The sequence below is a fragment of the Lysobacter silvisoli genome (genome assembly GCF_003382365.1).
GTDB classification, from domain to species: domain Bacteria; phylum Pseudomonadota; class Gammaproteobacteria; order Xanthomonadales; family Xanthomonadaceae; genus Lysobacter; species Lysobacter silvisoli.
Window position 1 is genome coordinate 799,601 of the sequence record NZ_QTSU01000001.1, and the last position, 18,366, is coordinate 817,966.

At 68.7% G+C, this 18,366-nt stretch carries 14 protein-coding genes; 9 read left to right on the forward strand and 5 right to left on the reverse strand.

The window, feature by feature from the left end; all coding sequences use genetic code 11:
* The first annotated feature begins 46 nt into the window (after positions 1-46).
* The 3 genes from DX914_RS03740 to cfa all read left to right on the forward strand — a co-directional run bounded on the left by DX914_RS03740 (position 47) and on the right by cfa (position 2,944).
* Positions 47-760 (forward strand): pseudouridine synthase, encoded by a 714-nt coding sequence (locus DX914_RS03740; protein WP_115857710.1) that lies wholly within the window; start codon positions 47-49, stop codon positions 758-760.
* 98 nt (positions 761-858) lie between these two features.
* Positions 859-1,695 (forward strand): DUF3298 and DUF4163 domain-containing protein, encoded by an 837-nt coding sequence (locus DX914_RS03745; RefSeq protein ID WP_115857711.1) that lies wholly within the window; start codon positions 859-861, stop codon positions 1,693-1,695.
* A gap of 109 nt (positions 1,696-1,804) precedes the next feature.
* Positions 1,805-2,944, forward strand: coding sequence for a cyclopropane fatty acyl phospholipid synthase (gene cfa, locus DX914_RS03750; protein ID WP_115857712.1), 1,140 nt, complete (start codon positions 1,805-1,807; stop codon positions 2,942-2,944).
* A gap of 177 nt (positions 2,945-3,121) precedes the next feature.
* Here cfa and DX914_RS03755 read toward each other — a convergent pair whose 3' ends face one another.
* Positions 3,122-4,570 carry an amino acid permease gene (locus tag DX914_RS03755; RefSeq protein WP_115857713.1) on the reverse strand — a complete coding sequence of 483 codons (1,449 nt, stop codon included), beginning with the start codon at positions 4,568-4,570 and terminating at the stop codon, positions 3,122-3,124.
* A 151-nt stretch (positions 4,571-4,721) separates the two neighbouring features.
* Between DX914_RS03755 and DX914_RS03760 the strand changes: the two genes are divergently transcribed.
* Together DX914_RS03760 and DX914_RS03765 are read left to right on the forward strand one after the other, a co-directional pair.
* Positions 4,722-5,780 (forward strand): hypothetical protein, encoded by a 1,059-nt coding sequence (locus DX914_RS03760; RefSeq protein ID WP_115857714.1) that lies wholly within the window; start codon positions 4,722-4,724, stop codon positions 5,778-5,780.
* Between the two features lie 75 nt (positions 5,781-5,855).
* Complete coding sequence (locus DX914_RS03765) at positions 5,856-6,164, forward strand: hypothetical protein (RefSeq protein WP_115857715.1); 309 nt, start codon at positions 5,856-5,858, stop codon at positions 6,162-6,164.
* Here DX914_RS03765 and DX914_RS20170 read toward each other — a convergent pair.
* Positions 6,151-6,309 carry a hypothetical protein gene (locus tag DX914_RS20170; protein ID WP_158549185.1) on the reverse strand — a complete coding sequence of 53 codons (159 nt, stop codon included), beginning with the start codon at positions 6,307-6,309 and terminating at the stop codon, positions 6,151-6,153. The genes DX914_RS03765 and DX914_RS20170 overlap by 14 nt on opposite strands.
* Positions 6,310-6,333: 24 nt before the next feature.
* Between DX914_RS20170 and DX914_RS03770 the strand changes: the two genes are divergently transcribed.
* Positions 6,334-7,635: a glycerophosphodiester phosphodiesterase family protein gene (locus DX914_RS03770; RefSeq protein ID WP_115857716.1), complete on the forward strand. Its 1,302-nt coding sequence runs from the start codon at positions 6,334-6,336 to the stop codon at positions 7,633-7,635.
* 330 nt (positions 7,636-7,965) lie between these two features.
* Here DX914_RS03770 and DX914_RS03775 read toward each other — a convergent pair whose 3' ends face one another.
* Positions 7,966-8,814 carry an NAD-dependent protein deacetylase gene (locus DX914_RS03775; RefSeq protein ID WP_115859117.1) on the reverse strand — a complete coding sequence of 283 codons (849 nt, stop codon included), beginning with the start codon at positions 8,812-8,814 and terminating at the stop codon, positions 7,966-7,968.
* A 210-nt stretch (positions 8,815-9,024) separates the two neighbouring features.
* Positions 9,025-11,226 (reverse strand): M3 family metallopeptidase, encoded by a 2,202-nt coding sequence (locus DX914_RS03780; RefSeq protein ID WP_115857717.1) that lies wholly within the window; start codon positions 11,224-11,226, stop codon positions 9,025-9,027.
* Between the two features lie 279 nt (positions 11,227-11,505).
* On the opposite strand from DX914_RS03780, the gene DX914_RS03785 reads away from it, so the two are divergent.
* The 3 genes from DX914_RS03785 (at position 11,506) to DX914_RS03795 (ending at position 17,006) form a co-directional block, all read left to right on the forward strand.
* Positions 11,506-13,560 (forward strand): amidohydrolase family protein, encoded by a 2,055-nt coding sequence (locus tag DX914_RS03785; RefSeq protein WP_115857718.1) that lies wholly within the window; start codon positions 11,506-11,508, stop codon positions 13,558-13,560.
* A gap of 551 nt (positions 13,561-14,111) precedes the next feature.
* Positions 14,112-16,394: a TonB-dependent receptor gene (locus DX914_RS03790; protein ID WP_115857719.1), complete on the forward strand. Its 2,283-nt coding sequence runs from the start codon at positions 14,112-14,114 to the stop codon at positions 16,392-16,394.
* A gap of 129 nt (positions 16,395-16,523) precedes the next feature.
* Complete coding sequence (locus DX914_RS03795; protein WP_115857720.1) at positions 16,524-17,006, forward strand: glutathione peroxidase; 483 nt, start codon at positions 16,524-16,526, stop codon at positions 17,004-17,006.
* 154 nt (positions 17,007-17,160) lie between these two features.
* Here DX914_RS03795 and DX914_RS03800 read toward each other — a convergent pair whose 3' ends face one another.
* Positions 17,161-18,357, reverse strand: a complete 1,197-nt coding sequence (locus DX914_RS03800; protein ID WP_115857721.1) for an acyltransferase family protein — start codon at positions 18,355-18,357, stop codon at positions 17,161-17,163.
* Positions 18,358-18,366 lie beyond the last annotated feature (9 nt).

Sequence of the window (18,366 nt, forward strand, 5' to 3'; positions counted from 1 at the left end):
GCATGCGCGCCCGTCTTCGCACCGGCCGCCCCCGCCCGATCCCCGCATGCGCCTGAACAAACACATCAGCGACACCGGCCACTGCTCGCGCCGCGAGGCCGACCGGCTGATCGCCGAAGGCCGGGTCCAGGTCAACGGCGTGCGCGCCCGCGTCGGCGCCGAAGTGGGCGAGGGCGACCAGGTCCTGATCGACGGCCAGCCGCTGCGCGCGCGCGCGGCCGCGCCCGGCCGCCGCCAGCACGTCTACATCGCGCTGAACAAGCCAGTGGGCATCACCTGCACCACCGAGTCCACGGTCAAGGACAACATCGTCGACTTCGTCGGCCACGAGCGCCGCATCTTCCCGATCGGCCGGCTGGACAAGGACTCGGAAGGGTTGATCCTGCTGACCAGCAACGGCGACATCGTCAACGAGATCCTGCGCGCCGAGAACAAGCTGGAAAAGGAATACCTGGTGGCGGTGAACCACGCCGTGACCGACGAGTTCCTGCGCGGCATGAGCCGCGGCGTGCCGATCCACGGCCAGACCACGCTGCCCTGCCGCACCGGCAAGCTCAACCGCTTCGGTTTCCGCATCGTCCTGGTGCAGGGCTTGAACCGGCAGATCCGCCTGATGGCCGCGCACTTCGGCTTCCGGGTCAAGCAGCTCATGCGCGTGCGCATCGGCAACGTCAAACTGGCACACCTCAAGACCGGCCAGTGGCGCAACCTGACCGACGCCGAACTGCGCGGGCTGCTGCCGCACCGCAACGAGTGGTGAACGGCGGAACGCGCCGGTAGCAAACTTTCGTCGCCGGCATGCATGCGGGCATCACGGTTTCGACGATAATGTCGCCGGGAACACCAAAGGATTGCCCCATGAAGTCTGCCGCCGCCCGGCGTCTCGCCGCCGTCTCCCTGCTGGCCCTGGCACTGGCCGCTTGCAAGGACCAGCAACCGTCCGCGCCCACCACCGCCGCCACCCCGGGCACGACGCCCGCGGCCGGCACCGCCGCGCCGGTGGCGCCGGTGGAACTCAAGGACGTGGTGGAGACCACGCCCGATTACGTCATCGGCATCAGCTATCAGACCCCGGCGGCGAAGTACCCGGGCCTGGCGAGCGAACTCAAGCGCTACGCCGACGACGCCCGCACCGATCTGATCCAGGCCGCGCAGGCGCGCAAGAAAGGCGAGGGCAGCGCGCCCTACGACCTGTCGCTGAATTTCACCGAGGTGCTGGATTCGCCCGGCCTGGTGGCCGTGGCCGCCGAGGGCAGCAGCTACACCGGCGGCGCCCATGGCGCGCCGCTGATCGCGCGCTTCGTCTGGCTGCCGCAGCAGAACAAGATGCTCACCGCCACCGAGCTGGTGCCGGACAAGCAGGGGTGGACCGCGATCTCGCGCTACGTGCGCGAGCAGCTGCACTCGGCGCTGTCGCAGCGCGTGGACGCCGACGAGCTGGAGCCGGCCGAGCGCGCCGAAGTGGTGGAAAGCGCCGGCCGCATGATCGACGACGGCACCGGCGCCGACCCGGCCAACTTCGCCCTGTTCGAGCCGGTGGTGGCGCCGGACGGCAAGATGACCGCATTGCGCTTCGTGTTCGCGCCTTACGAGGTGGGCCCGTACTCCGACGGCACCCAGACCGTGGAAGTGCCGGCCAGCGTGTTGCTGCCCTACGTGGCGCCGGCCTACAAGCCGCTGTTCGCCGGCGGCTGAGGCCGCGCGCGCCGCGTGGGCGGCGCGGATCGCAGCGTTGCAGGTGTCGACCCGCCGCTCACGGCGGCGGGCGTTAGCATGGCCGTCGACTCCGTCGAACGAGGCCGCCATGAGCGCCGAGTCCCTGCGCCACCGCGTCGAAGCCCTGTTGGCGCTGGCCGACGTGCAGGTCGGCGGCGAACGGCCCTGGGACATCCAGGTCGACGACGAGCGCTTCTATGCACGGGTGATCGCGCAAGGCTCGCTGGGCCTGGGCGAGTCCTACATGGACGGCTGGTGGCGTTGCGAGTCGCTGGACGCGGCGCTGTTCCGGTTGCTGCGCGCCCACGTCGACGAGCGCGTGCACGGCTGGAGCGCGCTGTTCGACGGCCTGCGTGCGCACTTGATCAACCTGCAGACCCGCAAGCGCGCCTTCACCGTCGGCGAGCGCCACTACGACCTGGGCAACGACCTTTACCGCGCCATGCTCGGCCAGCGCCTGGTGTACAGCTGCGGCTACTGGCGCGACCGCAGCGGCGCGCCGCTGCACGACCTGGACTCGGCGCAGGAAGCCAAGCTGGACCTGGTCTGTCGCAAGCTCGGGCTGCAGCCGGGCATGCGCGTGCTCGACATCGGCTGCGGTTGGGGTGAGGGCCTGAAGTTCGCCGCGCAGCGCTACGGCGTGAGCGGGGTAGGTCTGACCATCTCGCACGAACAGGCCGAGTACGCGGCCGAGCTGTGCGCGGGGCTGCCCATCGAGATCCGCCTGCAGGACTACCGCGACCTGCAGGACGGCGAACGTTTCGACCGCGCGTTCTCGCTGGGCATGTTCGAGCACGTGGGCGTGCGCAACTACGAGACCTATTTCGACGCCGCGCGCCGCGCCCTGGCGCCGGACGGCTTGTTCCTGCTGCACAGCATCGGCGGCAACCGCTCGGTCACCCACACCGATCCCTGGATCGGCAAATACATCTTCCCCAACTCCATGCTGCCCTCGGCGCGGCAGATCGCCGAAGCCGTGGAGCAGCGTTTCGTGATCGAAGACTGGCATAACTTCAGCGCCGACTACGACCTGACCCTGCAGGCCTGGCGCGCCAATGTCGAGCGCGCCTGGCCGCAGCTGGACGAGCGCTACGACGAGCGCTTCCGGCGCATGTGGCGCTTCTACCTGGCCGGCGCCATGGCCAGCTTCCGCAGCCGGCACGCGCAGCTGTGGCAGTTGGTGCTGTCGCCGGAGGGTGTGCCGGGCGGTTACGTCGCGCCCCGCTAGCGCGCCAGTGCCGTGGGGTAGGCGCGGCGTGAGCCGCGATCCGGATTGCGAGCGCCGACGAGGTTTGCACGGCAGGCGCAGAGGCGCGGTCGCGGCTTACGCCGCTCCTACCCCAAAGCATGCAAGGGGCCGGACGAGACGGCTCCACGGAGCCGTCGCCTTCGAGCCGAAGACGCCTCAGCCCGCGCCCTGCGATTCCTGCGCGAGCTTGCTGTGACGGATGCCATAGCAGAAATACACTACCAGCCCCAGCGACACCCAGATCAGGAAGATCAGCCAGGTGATGGCCTGCAGTTCGGCCAGCAGCCAGATCGAGAAGCCGATGCCGATCAGCGGGATCGCCGGCACCCAGGGGGTGCGGAACGAACGCTGCAGGTTCGGCTTGCGCACGCGCAGCACCCACACCGAGGCGCAGATCACGATGAAGGCCGAGAGCACGCCGATGTTGACCAGCTTGGCGACCTCGCCGATCGGCAGCAGGCCGGCGACCAGGGCGGTGAACACGCCCAGCACGATGGTCGGGCGGTGCGGGGTGCCGTAACGCGGGTGGATCTTGGCGAACCAGCCCGGCAGCAGGCCGTCGCGCGAGAGCGAGAACCAGATCCGCGCCGCGCCGAGCATGAAGGCGAACAGCACGCTGGCGATGCCGACCACCGCCGAGAACGCGATCACCTTGGCGATGAACGGCAGGCCCAGCGCCGCGAACGCGTCCGACACCGGTGCGTCGCCGTCCAGGGTGGAGTAGTGGGCGATGCCGGTGAGCACCAGCGACACCGCCAAGTACAGCACCATCGACACGCCCAGCGACAGCAGCACCGCGCGCGGCAGGTCGCGCTGCGGGTTCTTGGATTCCTCGGCGGCCGTGGTCAGGGTGTCGTAGCCGAACACGGCGAAGAACACCACCGCCGCCGCGGTGCCGATGCCGCCCCAGCCGAAGTGGCCGACGCCGTCGGCGCCGATCACCCGCTCGGGCACGAACGGCACCCAGTTGGCGGTGTCGATGTAGAACACGCCGATGCCGATCACCAGCGCCACCGCCAGCACCTTGATCGCCACGATCAGGGTGTTGAAGCGCGCGCCCCATTCGGTGCGGAACACCAGCAGCGCGGACACGGCCAGGGTCACGCCGGCGGCGATCACGTTGAATACCCGGCCTTCGCCGGTGCCGATCGCGCCTTGCGCCCAGACGGGCAGGGCGATGCCCGCGCCTTCCAGCAGCACCTGCACGTAGCCGGACCAGCCTATGGCCACCACCGCCACGATCAGCGCGTATTCCAGCAGCAGGTCCCAGCCGATCAGCCAGGCCGCCAGCTCGCCCAGGGTGGCGTAGCTGTAGGTGTAGGCGCTGCCGGTGACCGGGATCATCCCGGCGAACTCGGCGTAGCACAGCGCCGCCGCGGCGCTGGCGATGCCGGCGATCAGGAACGACAGCGCCACCGCCGGGCCGGCGTTCTCCGCCGCCTGATGGCCGGCGAGCACGAACACACCCACGCCGATGATGCCGCCGATGCCGATGGCGGTCAGCTGCCACAGCCCCAGCACGCGGCGGAAATCGGAACGTTTGCCGACGTCGGCCTGCAGTTGCTCCACCGACTTGTGCCGCAAGATACGCGCCAACAGGCTCATCCGCTGTCCTCCCCAGTGATCGCCGCATCATAGCCGCACTCGCGCCGGACGGTGGCGCACGGTTCCGCAGTCTCGGCTTCCGCCCCATGCGTCACAGGGTTCGCACCGGCTCGTTATTCCGGGCACACCCACGGCGACAGGAGCCAGCGTTATGAGTAAGTGGAACCGAGCGTTTTCCGACCTGATCCGGCGCAGCCGGCCGGCGTACTGGGGCAACTGGGCGCTCAATGCCCAGATCCGTCCCGGCGCGGTCGGCATCGTCGATCCCGAGTCGGGCGATTTCCAGCTGGTGCGCGAGCAGCTGCCCAACCTGCAGGTGCTGAAGTCGGCCACTTCCAGCTCCTGGCAGCTGATGACCGAGCGCGTGCAGCGCACCGAGGCCAAGGTGGACGTGAGCGGCGAGGTCACCGACCCCGAGAGCGGGGTCAAGGGCGAGGCCGGCCTGGAAGTGAACTGGTCGATGAGCCACAGCGGCTCGATCGCCTCGGAGTTCTCGCTGCGCGAAGAAGCCTTCCTGCAGGACCTGACCGTGTTGCAGAACCACACCGAATGGCTGGCGCAGCAGGCGCAGTCGGTGGGCTTCGGCAACCACGGCCTGATCGCCCAGGGCTTCGGCGTGGTCACCAGCGTGATCTACGCCAACAGCGGCCTGAACGTGGGCTCGCAGTCGGACGACTCCAGCTTCGCCATCGCCGGCCGCGCCAGCGCGATCCAGGAAATGCTGGGCGGCGCCAGCGGCAAGGGTTCGTTCACCTCGGTGCGCAAGGCCAAGAGCGTGGACCGCCACCTGTGGCCGGACCAGGCCAACACCCAGCCCAGCGGGCTGGTGCCGATCGCGTACGCGTTCGCGTCCTTCGACGGCCACCTGCTGATGCCCAACTGGATCGGCAAGCTGGGCAGCTTCCAGATCTTCTTCAACAACAAGGTCGGCAGCACCTACATCGTCGACATCGTGCTGAGCTACAACACGCCCGAAGGCCCGCGCCGCGAGGCGTTCAGCATCAGCGGCGGCCTGTCGCGCACCATCGGCAACATTCCGCTCAACGCCACCGACATCTCGGTGGAAGCCAAGTTCCGCGGCGTCATCAACAGCGATACCTACCGCCGCCACTGGGCGCGGCCGCTGGGGCAGTGGCTGACCGGGCAGCGCCACATCGAACTGTTCGGCGTGTGGCCGGGCGCGACCCACTTCACGGTGCTGGAAGAGTGATCCAGCCGCGGCCGCTCATGGCGGCCGCGTTTCCCCTTGCATGCCAGCCGGCGCGCGGCGCCGTGGAGCATCGTCATGACGTATCTGTACGTGCAGGAAATCACCGACAAGAAGGTCGGCAAGAACTTGAACGAGCCCGAGGTCGCGATCCAGGTGCTGCGGACGATCCAGACCATCGCCGAGGCCACCGAGCCGGTGGATGGCGACCAGGTCAAACAGTGGCTGGGCCTGCTGCGCGATAACGAAATCCTCGCCCAGAAGTGGAAGACCAGCGCCCACGGCATCGAGATCTATCCCAGCGGCAAGCGCAGCGAGGACCGCCTGGGCATCGTGGTGAACAACGGCGTGGTCACCGTGGTCAACGCCTGGATCAGCGAGCACTGAGGTCGCCGCCACCGCGGTCGCGCGCGTTGTCGCCGCGCGCGGCCGCGGCGGCGGTCACAGTCCGGGCAGGGCGCAGCGATTCGGTCAAGTGCGCGCAATCTTCGGCGCCCAGCATGGCGGTCGCCGGCAGCAGGGGTGCCGGCATTTCCCCCAAGCCTGAGACGAAGCCATGACCCTGCCTTGCACTAAGCTGGTCCGGCTGCTGGGCGCGGCGCTGCTGTGCGCCGTCAGTGCCTGCGCCCTCGCCGAGACGCCCGCCGTGACCGACCGCCCCGCGCACCGCCCCGACGCCGAACGCCACGGCCTGATCGTGATCGGCCACCGCGGCGCCAGCGGCTACCGCCCCGAGCACACCCTGGAGTCCTACCGCCTGGCCATCCGCATGGGCGCGGACTTCATCGAGCCCGACCTGGTCGCCACCCGCGACGGCGTGCTGGTGGCGCGGCACGAGAACGAGATTTCCGGCACCACCGACGTGGCCGCGCACCCCGAGTTCGCCGCGCGCCGCACCACCAAGACCATCGACGGCGTGGCGGTCACCGGCTGGTTCACCGAAGACTTCACCCTGGCCGAGCTGAAGACGCTGCGCGCGCGCGAGCGTATCCCCACGATCCGACCGGCCAATACCCGCTTCGACGGCATGTACGCGATTCCGACCTTCGCCGAGGTCGTGCAGCTGGCCAAGCGCGAAAGCCGCGGCGGCCGCCGCATCGGCATTTACCCCGAGACCAAGCACCCGACCTATTTCGCCAAGGAAGGCCGCCATCTGGACGGCACGCCCATCGCCGTGTCGCTGGGCGCCAAGCTGGTCGAGACCCTGGTGGCCGAAGGGTTCACCGACCCGCAGCGCGTCTACATCCAGAGCTTCGAGGTCGAGAACCTGATCGAGCTCAAGACCCGTATCCTGCCGCGCGCCGGCCTGTCGCTGCCGCTGGTGCAGCTGTACGAGGATTTCCAGAGCCGCCGTCCTTACGACCTGGCCTACCACCTGAGCCACGGCGCCGACCTGCGGGCGATCTACGGCGACCTCGGCCAGGCCCTGCCCAACGGCCTGGGCGCCGATACGCGCTATGCCGATTTCGCCAGCGAGGCCGGCCTGCATTGGATGAAGGCGCACTACGCCAGCGGCGTCGGCCCGTCCAAGGCCAGCCTGCTGCCGCGCCTGCCATTGGACCCCAAGCGCGACGCCAACGGCGACGGCAAGGCCGAACTGGCCACGCGCAACACCGGCGTGGTCCATCCCATGCTGGCTTGGGCGCTGAAGGCCGGCCTGGTGGTGCACCCGTATACGGTGCGCGCCGAGGAACCCTTCCTGACCCAGGGCCCGAACGGCCTGGACCAGACCGCGCTGGCCGAAGCCGTGCAGCTCTACGGCCTGGGCGTGCAGGGCTTCTTCATCGACCAGCCCGATATCGGCGTGGCCGCGCGCGAGATCTACCTGGACCTGCACCGGCCCTTGCGCAGCCGCTGAGCCAAGCGGGGCAGGAGCGGCGCAAGCCGCGACCACGACAAGGACGTGGCCCAGCCAACCGCGTGTCCTGTGCCGCCGCCATGGCCCGGGCCCGCGCTTGGCGCAGCGACGCGGTCGCGGCTTGCGCCGCTGCTACCCCAACAGGCTGCCACCGTGGGAGCGGCGTAAGCCGCGATGCGTTTCGACGGCCTAAAGCCATCGCGGCTTACGCGCCTCCCACAGAACGCAGCGCCCAGGCTTTGGGGTAGGAGCGGCGTGAGCCGCGACCGCGAAACCCACTTGCGACGAAAACGTCGGCCTGCTGTGCGCCATCACATAGCTGCGCGCAGCTCAAGCAGGCAAAGCCGCCTGCAACGTGGCACCGCAATCCGCTTCCAGCTTCAGCGTCGCGATGTCGTCGGCGCGGGTGACACCGCGGTTGAGCAAAGCCAGCGGCAGCCCGGCCTCGCGCGCGGCGCGGGCGAAGCGGTAGCCGGAATAGACCATCAGCGAGGAGCCCACGACCAGCATGGCGTCGGCCTGCTGCAGCGCCTCGAACGCTGCGGTCACGCGGGCGCGCGGTACGTTCTCGCCGAAGAACACCACGTCGGGTTTGAGCAGGCCGCCGCAGCGCTCGCATTGCGGCGACACGAAGCCGGCGAAATCCAGGCCCTCCAGGTCGGCGTCTCCATCGGGCGCGGTGCGCGCCTGCAGGCCGATCCAGTCGGGGTTCTGCGCGGCCAGGCGGTCCTGCAGCGCCTCGCGCGGGCGGCGCGCGCCGCAGTCCAGGCACACGGCTTCGTCCAGGCGGCCGTGCAGGTCGATCACCTCCGTGCTGCCCGCACGCTGGTGCAGGCCGTCGACGTTCTGGGTGACCAGCCGGGCGGGGCCGCCGTGCGCCTGCCAGCGCGCGAGCGCGGTGTGCGCGGCGTTGGGCCGGGCGCGCGCGAACGCGGGCCAGCCGACGAAGCTGCGCGCCCAGTAGCGCGCCCGCGTGGCCGGTTCGCCGACGAAGGCCTGGTAGGTCACCGGCGGCTTGCGCTGCCACCGACCGTCTTCGCCGCGGTAGTTGGGCAAGCCGGAATCGGTGCTGACGCCGGCGCCGGTGAGCACGAACACGCGCGGGTGCTCTCGCAGCCAGTCGGCCAGTTGTTGCGCGGCGAGGGCGGCGTGGCGGTCGGTTTCGGCGGGGGAGGTCATGGCCGCCATTCTAGGGCTGCGGACCGCAGTGTGCCGGATGCGCTTTCTGTGGGAGCGGCGTAGGCCGCGATCGGTTTATCGGCGCACCAGCAAAAAGCATCGCGGCTCACGCCGCTCCCGCAGAAGGCAGAAGACCTGCAGCCGCTCGAACGAACGGGCAAAAAAAACCGCCCGGATCGCTCCGGGCGGCAAGTGCGATGCGAAAACGGTTTACTTCGAGCCGGTGGGCTTGGCCTCGCCGGTGGCCGGCGCGGTCAGGCCGCGGCGCTCCAGCAGCGGCTGGATCTGCGGCTCGTGGCCGGAGAAGTCGCGGAACAGCTGCAGCGCGTCCTTGCTGCCGCCCTGCGACAGCAGGGTGGCGCGGAAGCGGTCGCCGTTCTCGCGGGTCAGGCCGCCGTGCTCCTTGATCCACTTGACGGTGTTGGCGTCCAGCACTTCCGACCAGATGTAGGCGTAGTAGCCGGCCGCGTAGCCGCCCATGATGTGGCTGAAGTACGGGGTCTTGTAGCGCGGCGGCACCGGCGCGTAGCTCACGCCGTCCTTGCTCAGCGCGGCGGCTTCGAAAGCCATCACGTCCTTGGCCGCCGGCACGTCGGCCGGGTTGCCGATCTGGTGGTAATTCTGGTCGAGCATGGCCGCGCCCAGGTACTCGGTGGTGGTGAAGCCCTGGTTGAACTTGGACGCCGCCAGCACCTTGTCCAGCAGTTCCTTGGGCATCGGCGCGCCGGTCTGGTAGTGCTTGGCGTAGTTGGCCAGGATCGACGGCCAGTCGGCCCACATCTCGTTGACCTGCGAGGGGAACTCGACGAAATCGCGCGGCACGTTGGTGCCGGAGAAGTAGGGGTACTTCACGTTCGAGAACATGCCGTGCAGGGCATGGCCGAACTCGTGGAACATGGTGGTGACCTCGTCCCAGGTCATCAGCGTGGGCTTGCCCGCCGGCGGCTTGGGGATGTTGAGGTGGTTGGCCACCACCGGCAGGGTGCCGTACAACTCGGACTGGTCGACGTACGAGTTCATCCAGGCGCCGCCGCGCTTGCTGTCGCGCGCGTACATGTCGGCGATGAAGATCGCCAGCTGCTTGCCGTTGGCGTCGAACACGTCGTAGACGCTGGTGTCGGGGTGATACAGCGGCAGGTCGGTGCGGCGCTTGAAGGTGATGCCGTAGAGCTGGGTGGCGGCGTAGAACACGCCGTTTTCCAGCACGTTGTTCATCTCGAAATAGGGCTTGAGCTGCGCTTCGTCGAAGGCGTACTTCTCCTGGCGCACCTTCTCGGCGTAGTAGGCCCAATCCCAGGGCTCGAGCTTGAACGAGGGCTGGCCCTTGGCGGCCTGCTCCTTGTCGATCATGGCCTGCAAGTCGGCGGCTTCGCGCTTGGCGTTGGCCACCGCGGCCGGGGCCAGCTGGCCGAGCATGGCGTTGACCGCCTGCGGGGTCTTGGCGGTCTCGTCTTCCAGCACGAAGGCGGCGTAGTTCGGGTAGCCCATCATCTTGGCGCGCTCGGCACGCAGCTTGACCACCTGCGAGACGATGCCGGTGTTGTCGAACTGGTTGCCGCGGCTGCCGCGCGCGACCGAGGCGCGGAACAGCTTCTCGCGCAGGGCGCGGTTTTCCAGGTCGGTCAGCGGCGGCTGGCCGGTGGTGTTGAGCAGGGTCAGCACGTACTTGCCGTCGAGCTTGCGGGTCTTGGCCGCTTCGGCCGCCGCGGCGATACGCTCGTCGGACAGGCCGGCCAGCTCTTCCTTGGTGTCGACGGTGATCGCCGAGTCGTTGACCTCGCCCAGCACGTTCTGGCTGAACTTGGTGGCCAGGCCGGCCAGCTCGGCGTTCATCGCCTTGAGCTTGGCCTTGTCGGCCTCGGACAGGTTGGCGCCGCCGCGGACGAAGTCGGTGTAGTAGCGCTCGACCAGGCGCACGCCCTGCGCGTCCAGGCCCAGCGAGTCGCGGGTTTCGTACAGCTTCTTGACCCGCTCGAACAGCTTGGGGTTCAGCGCGATCGCGTCGCGGTGCGCCGACAGCTTGGGCGCGTACTGCGCCTGCAGCTTCTCTCGGGTGGGGTTGGTGTCGGTGCCCACCAGGTTGAAGAAGGCCGAGGTGGCGCGGCCGAGGATGCGGCCGGACTGCTCCATCGCGATGATGGTGTTGTCGAAGGTCGGCGCGTCCGGATTGTTGGCGATCGCCTCCACTTCCTTGAGCTGGTCGGCCATGCCGCGGTCGAAGGCCGGGGCGAAGTCGCTGTCCTTGATCTTGTCGAACTGCGGGTACTGCAGCGACAGCGGGCTCTCGGCGAAGAACGGATTGGCGGTTTGCGCGCTCACGGCGGTATCGGCCTTTTTAGCGGGGGTTGCCGCATAGGTGGGGGCGGCGGCGGTCAAAGCCACGGCCAGCGCCAGGGCGAGAGGGTGCTTCATCGGACGAACCTCGTCGAAAGGAACCCCGAAGCGTACCGGAAGGGGTCCGGAGCGGCGCATGACTAAAGGCATGGTCGACCCGGGTCGCCCGATTCGGTGACATGGGCACGGCCCGGCGCCCGGAGCCGGGCTTAGACTGCGGCCGAGCCGGCAATGGGGCGGCTGCCGGTGCAACCGTCGCCTGCGCGGCGGTATCGGTACCCCGTCGCCCGATCCGCGCGGTCACATGCGCCGCGCCGGCAGCGTCATCCCATCACCCCCAAGGACAGCGAGACGACGATGAACCCAGCCCCGCGCTCCCTCACCCGCATCGCCCTGGGCTTGTGCCTGAGTCTGGGTCTGGCCGCCAACGCCCTGGCCGCCGAAACCACGCGCTACCTGGCCCTGGTCGACGGCGGCAAGCAGGCCGGTCACCAGACCGTGACCCAGGCCGACGACGGCAGCGTCAGCGTGGACTTCATCTTCAAGGACAACGGCCGCGGCCCGGAGCTCAAGGAGACCTACACCCTGGGCGCGGACGGCACCTACCGCAGCTACGCGGTCAAGGGCACCTCGACCTTCGGCGCGCCGGTGGACGAGCGCTTCTGGATCGAGGGCGGCAAGGCGCATTGGAAGTCGACCTCCGACCAGGGCGAGCAGGCGCTGGCGCCGGGCAGCCAGTACTCGCCGCTGGGCGGCACGCCGGCCGGCTTCAGCGTGGCCCTGGCCGCGCTGAGCAAGCGCAGCGACGGCAAGCTGCCGCTGATTCCCAGCGGAACTTTGAGCGTGCGCAAGGTCGCCGAGGCGCAGGTGCAGCGCGACGGCAAGAGCCAGACCGTGCAGTTGGTGGCGATGACCGGCGTGGGCCTGACCCCGACCTTCGCCTGGGCCACCCAGGGCGAGAACCCGCGCCTGTTCGCCTTCATCTTCCCGGGCTTCCTGCAGCTGATCGAAGAGGGCTGGCAGGGCAACGCCGACGCGCTGGAAGCGCGGCAGAAAACGGCCGAGGGCGAGGCCCTGGTGGACCTGCGCCAGCGCCTGGGTCACGCCATCGCCGGCAGCACCCTGATCCGCAACGCGCGCGTGTTCGACAGCGAGCACGCCAAGCTCGGTCCGGCCTCGGACGTGCTGCTGCGCGACGGCAAGATCGTCTCGGTGGAAGCCGCCGGCGCGACCAAGGTCAAGGCCGACCGCACCATCGACGCGAACAATAAGGTGCTGCTGCCGGGCCTGTTCGACATGCACGGCCACATCACCCGCTGGGACGGCGGCCTGCACCTGGCCGCAGGCGTGACGACCGTGCGCGACATGGGCAACGACAACACCAACCTGCAGCAGATGATGGCCGACATCCGCGCCGGCAAGCTGATGGCGCCGGACGTGGTGCCGGCCGGTTTCATCGAGGGCGAGAGCAACTTCTCGGCGCGCAACGGCTTCGTCATCAAGACCCTGGACGACGCCAAGAAGGCGGTGGACTGGTACGCCGAACACGGCTACCCGCAGGTCAAGATCTACAACTCCTTCCCCAAGGACCTGCTGCGCGACACCGCCGCCTACGCCCACAGCAAGGGCCTGCGCGTGAGCGGTCACGTGCCGGCGTTCATGCGCGCGCAGGACGTGGTGGAGCAGGGCTACGACGAGATCCAGCACATCAACCAGGTGCTGCTGAACTTCTTCGTCGACGACAAGACCGACACCCGCACGCTGACGCGCTTCTATCTGGTGGCCGACAAGACCGCCGACCTGGATTTCGATTCCAAGCCGGTGCAGGACTTCATCGCCCTGCTGGCTTCGAGGCAGACGGTGATCGATCCCACCCTGACCACCTTCGACTTCCTGCGCCAGCGCCCAGGCGAGCTGTCGCAGGCCTATGCCGCGGTGGCGCCGAACCTGCCGCCGGACCTGCAGCGCGGCCTGCGCGTGGCCGAGATGAACATCCCCGACGACGCCACCGCCGCGCGCTACAACCGGTCCTACGAGAAGCTGGTCGAGTTCGTCGGCCGCCTGTACAAGGCCGGCGTGCCGATCGTGGCCGGCACCGACGCGATCCCCGGCTTCACCCTGCAGCGCGAGCTGGAACTGTACGTGCAGGCCGGCATGACCCCGTCGCAGGCCTTGCAGGTGGCGACCTGGAACGGCGCCAAGTACTCGCGCACCCTGGACAACCGCGGCTCGATCACGCCGGGCAAGCGCGCCGACCTGATCCTGGTCGACGGCGACCCGACCGCCGACATCGCCGACATCCGCAAGGTGGCGCTGGTGGTGCGCGGCGACGTGGCCTATTACCCCAGCGAGATCGACGAGGCCCTGGGCATCAAGCCCTTCGCCGCGCCGGTGCCGGTGGGCGCGCAGTAAGCCGCGCTTTCCACTCTTGCTTTCTGTGGGAGCGACGTAAGTCGCGATTTCCCCATCCGGGACGAAATCGCAGCTCACGCCGCTCCCACAACCGCCCGGTTCCCTCGCACTCTCGGGGTAGGAGCGGCGCAAGCCGCGACCCTGAAATACGAACGGCCGGGCAACCGACGCGGCCATGCGCGGCATCCCGGTCGCGGCTTGCGCCGCTCCTACAGGGGGCAATGCGAAGTTGTCGGAATGGCGGCTGCAACTGAAATCAAAATAATTCAATTGCTTATCCGTGCTTTCTCGAGGACGGCTCACCCGACGCGCCGCCATCGGCCGGCCAAGCCACGTACCCCTGAGTACGTGCTCTTTTAATGGTTTGGTAACATTCACGGCGTCAACGAACCGCACCGGCGCGGGCAGTCCGCGCCATACGGCCGTCAGGGGACGGTCGGAGACCCGAGGTCGCAGTCCCCCCGCCGCCGCGTCGCACCTGTGTGCCGGCGCGGCTTGCTCCGAACCCGCGCGCCCCCGTCCCGGGCCGCCTTCCAACGAGAACGCCAGCCATGCGCCAGCACGTCCGTGCTCCCCGCAGCCATGCCCTTGCCATCGCCGTCGCGATCAGCCTGACCTCCGCCGCCGCCTTCGCGCAGGACGCGCCCGCCAGCGCCGACCCGGCGCCCGCCGCCGAAACCGACGCCAAGACCCTGGACGCGCTGATGGTCACCGCGCAGCGCCGGGTCGAGCGCGCCAAGGACGTGCCGATGGCGCTGACCACCGTGGACGCCGAGAAGCTGCACGTGCTCGGTTCCGGCGGCGGCGACATCCGCTTCCTGTCCGGCCGCCTGCCCAGCCTGAACATCGAGTCCTCGTTCGGCCGCGCCTTCCCGCGCTTCTACATCCGCGGCCTGGGCAACACCGACTTCGACCTCAACGCCTCGCAGCCGGTGTCGCTGGTGTACGACGACGTGGTCCTGGAAAACCCGCTGCTGAAGGGCTTCCCGGTGTTCGACATGGAGAACGTGGAGCTGCTGCGCGGCCCGCAGGGCACGCTGTTCGGCCGCAACACCCCGGCCGGCGTGGTCAAGTTCGAATCGGCCAAGCCCACGCGCGAGCTGGAAGGCTACGGCCAGATCGCCTACGGCACCCACGGCACCACCAATATCGAAGGCGCGATCAGCGGACCGCTGGGCCCGAACTGGTCGGCGCGCGCCTCGGTGCTGTACCAGCGCCGCGACGAGTGGGTGACCAACACCAACCTCAACGCGCGCAGCAATCCCAAGCTGGAAGGCTACGACGAGTCGGCCGCGCGCGTGCAGCTGCAGTACGACGGCAGCGACACCTTCCACGCGCTGTTCAACGTGCACGCGCGCCACCTCAACGGCACCGCGCGCCTGTTCCGCGCCAACATCTTCAAGCCCGGCAGCAACGACCTGGTCGACGGCTTCGACGAAGAGAAGATCGCCATCGACGGCCGCAACTACCAGACCCTGGACGCGTTCGGCGCCAGCGCGCGCCTGAGCTGGGACTTCGGCAACGACCTGACCCTGTACTCGATCACCGGCTACGAGAGCGTGGAATCGCTGAGCCGCGGCGACATCGACGGCGGCGTGGGCGCGGTGTTCGCGCCGCCCTCCGGCCCCGGCGTGATCCCGTTCACCGCCGAATCGGCCGACGGCCTGCCCGACCATCGCCAGTGGACGCAGGAGTTCCGCCTGGAGTCGAACTACGCCGGCCCCTTGAACTGGCAGGCCGGCCTGTTCTACTTCGACGAGGACATCACCGTCGACAGCTTCAACTACGACACCCTGGCCGGCGGCGTGCAGGCCGGCTGGGCGCAGCAGCAGCAGCGCAACAAGGCCTGGGCCGCCTATGGCTCGCTGGACTACAAGGTCACCGACCGGCTGACCCTGCGCGGCGGCCTGCGCTACACCCAGGACGAGAAGGACTTCAGCGCCAGCGTGCTGGAAAGCGCGCCGTTCGGTGCGCCGGTGTCGGGCCCGTTCCGCGAGCGCACCGACGTCGACGACGTGAGCTGGGACCTGAGCGCGGTCTACCAGGCCAGCGAGGACGTGAACCTGTACGCGCGCGTGGCCAAGGGCTTCCGTGCGCCGTCGATCCAGGGCCGCCTGCTGTTCCAGAACCCGCCGCGTCCGTCGGTGGCTGCGGCCGAGGAAGTGATTTCCTATGAGGCCGGCGTCAAGGCCGACCTGTGGGACAAGCGCGCGCGCCTGGGCTTCGCGGTGTTCCATTACACCGTCGACGACCAGCAACTCAACGCCGTGGGCGGCGCGCTGAACCAGACCATCCTGCTCAACGCCGACAAGACCGTGGGCCAGGGTTTCGAAGTGGACTTCGACACCTACCTGACCGACAACCTGATGCTCACCTTCGGCGCCAGCTACAACAAGACCGAGATCCAGGACCGCGACCTGGCCGTGGCTCCGTGCGGCAGCGGCATGTGCACCGTGACCGATCCCGTCGTGGGCGGCCTGGCGCGCATCAACGGCAACCCGCTGCCGCAGGCCCCCAAGTGGGTCTACAACCTGACCGCTCGCTACTCGCTGCCGGTGGGCGACGACGGCGAGTTCTTCGTCTACACCGACTGGGCTTACCGCAGCGAAGTGAACTTCTTCCTGTACGAGGCCAAGGAGTTCCGCGGCAAGGCCCTGCTGGAAGGCGGCCTGCGCGTGGGCTACGGCTGGGACAACGGCAAGTACGAGCTGGCCCTGTACGGCCGCAACATCCTGGACAAGGTGCAGGCGGTGGGCGCGATCGACTTCAACAACCTGACCGGCTTCGTCAACGAGCCGCGCGTGGTGGGCGTGGAGTTCAAGGCCGGCTTCTGAGGCCGGGCAGGGCGGCTGGCCGCCCCGCCATCGCAAGACCGGACGGCCCGCCCAGTGCGGGCCGTTCGTTTTTGCGCGCCCCCGACGGCAACGCGCTATCGTTCGTGCAATCCCCGTGGAGCCTGCCCCATGACCACCGCCTACGACTTCACCGCCACCGACATCGACGGCCGGCCGCGTTCGCTGGACGAATACCGCGGCAAGGTGCTGCTGATCGTCAACGTCGCCTCGCAGTGCGGCTTCACCCCGCAGTACACCGGCCTGGAGCAGTTGGAGCGCAAGTACCAGGCGCAGGGCTTCGAGGTGCTGGGCTTTCCCTGCGACCAGTTCGGCCACCAGGAGCCGGGCGACGAAGCCGAGATCAAGGAATTCTGCTCGCTGACCTACGACGTGAGCTTCACCATGTACGCCAAGATCGACGTCAACGGCGACAAGGCGCACCCGCTGTGGAAGTGGTTGAAGGACGAGAAGGGCGGCTTCCTCGGCATCGACGCGATCAAGTGGAATTTCAGCAAGTTCCTGGTCGGCCGCGACGGCAAGGTGATCAAGCGCTACGCCCCCACCGACAAGCCCGAATCGATCGCCGGCGACATCGAGAAGGCGCTGGGCTGAGCCTGCAAAGGGGCGCAGCTTTGGGGTAGGAGCGGCGTGAGCCGCGACCGCGACAGGCAGCTGCCGCGAAACCTTCGCCGCCGTTCGGATTTCCGGGTCGCGGCTTACGCCGCTCCTACCCCAAGTCAAAATCGGCAGCCGCTCCCACAGTCGCTTACGCCAGGTCGTTAGCCGCCTGCAGTTGCGCCGGCGCCACCGCCTTCACCGTCTCCCGCGGCCGCATCTTCAGCCCGAAGCAGGGACGCAGCAGCGGTACGCGGCGGATGATTTCGTGCAGCCCCCAGCACCCCAGCACCGTGCCCGCCACCACGATCGCCGGTTCGCTCACCGGGCCCAGCTGCCAGGGCAGGATCCAGTAGGCGATCAGCACGGTCAGGCTCTGGTGCAGCACGTACCAGGGGTAGACCGCCTCGTTGGCCCAGGGCAGCCAGCGGAACGGGCGGTTGAGCAGGGCATGGCTCCAGCCCAGGATGGCCGAGATCGCGAACCAGATGTACAGGTTGCGCAGCAGCCACAGGCTGTTCTGCAGCAGGTTCGGAATCTCGTCGGGCAGCACCAGCACCAGGGTCAGGTAGAAGCCGAACAGGCCCAGGGCCAGGCTCAGGGTCCACTTGCGCAGCCGCACCAACTCCTGCCACAGGCCGCGGTCGTTGCCCAGCCAATAGCCGTACAGGAACACGCTGAAGTAGATCGCGTGGCGGTACCAGTCGTGGATCAGGTCGCCGGTTTCCTCGAAATGCGGCTGCAGCAGCATGGTCGCCACGGCCAGCGGCAGCGCCGGCAGGATCGCCAGCTTCCAGCCGCGCAGCCCGGCCACCAGGGCGTGCAGGCGGCGGCCGACGCGGTTGCGGAACAGCGGCAGCAGAGCGGCCAGCACGATCGTGTAGACCCACAGGTAGGCCAGGTACCACAGGTGGTTCCAGGTGAAGCCGTACTCCCAGCCGTCGAAGGCGTCCTGGGGCCAGGGCTGGAACTGGTAGTAGCGCAGCAGGAAGTCGACGAAGCCCGGCTCGACCAGGCCGTTGGCCACGCCCTGGGCATAGGGCTGGATCGGCACCACGACCAGGCAGCCGAAGGTCAGCGGCAGCAGCAGGCGCCAGCTGCGCTGGACCACGAAGCGGCCCAGCGAGGTGCCGCGCAGCAGGAAGTGCACCGACAGGCCCGAGATCAGGAAGATCAGGTCCATGCGCCAGCGGTTCACGAACAGCATCGGGATCTGCAGCGGTTCGGACAGGTGGGTGCTCTTGAGGTGCCAGTCCCACTCGGCCACGTACAGCATGGCGCAGTGGTAGAGGATCAGCAGGGCGAAGGCGATCGCGCGCAGGGCGTCGATGTCGTGGCGGCGTTGCATGGCGGGTCC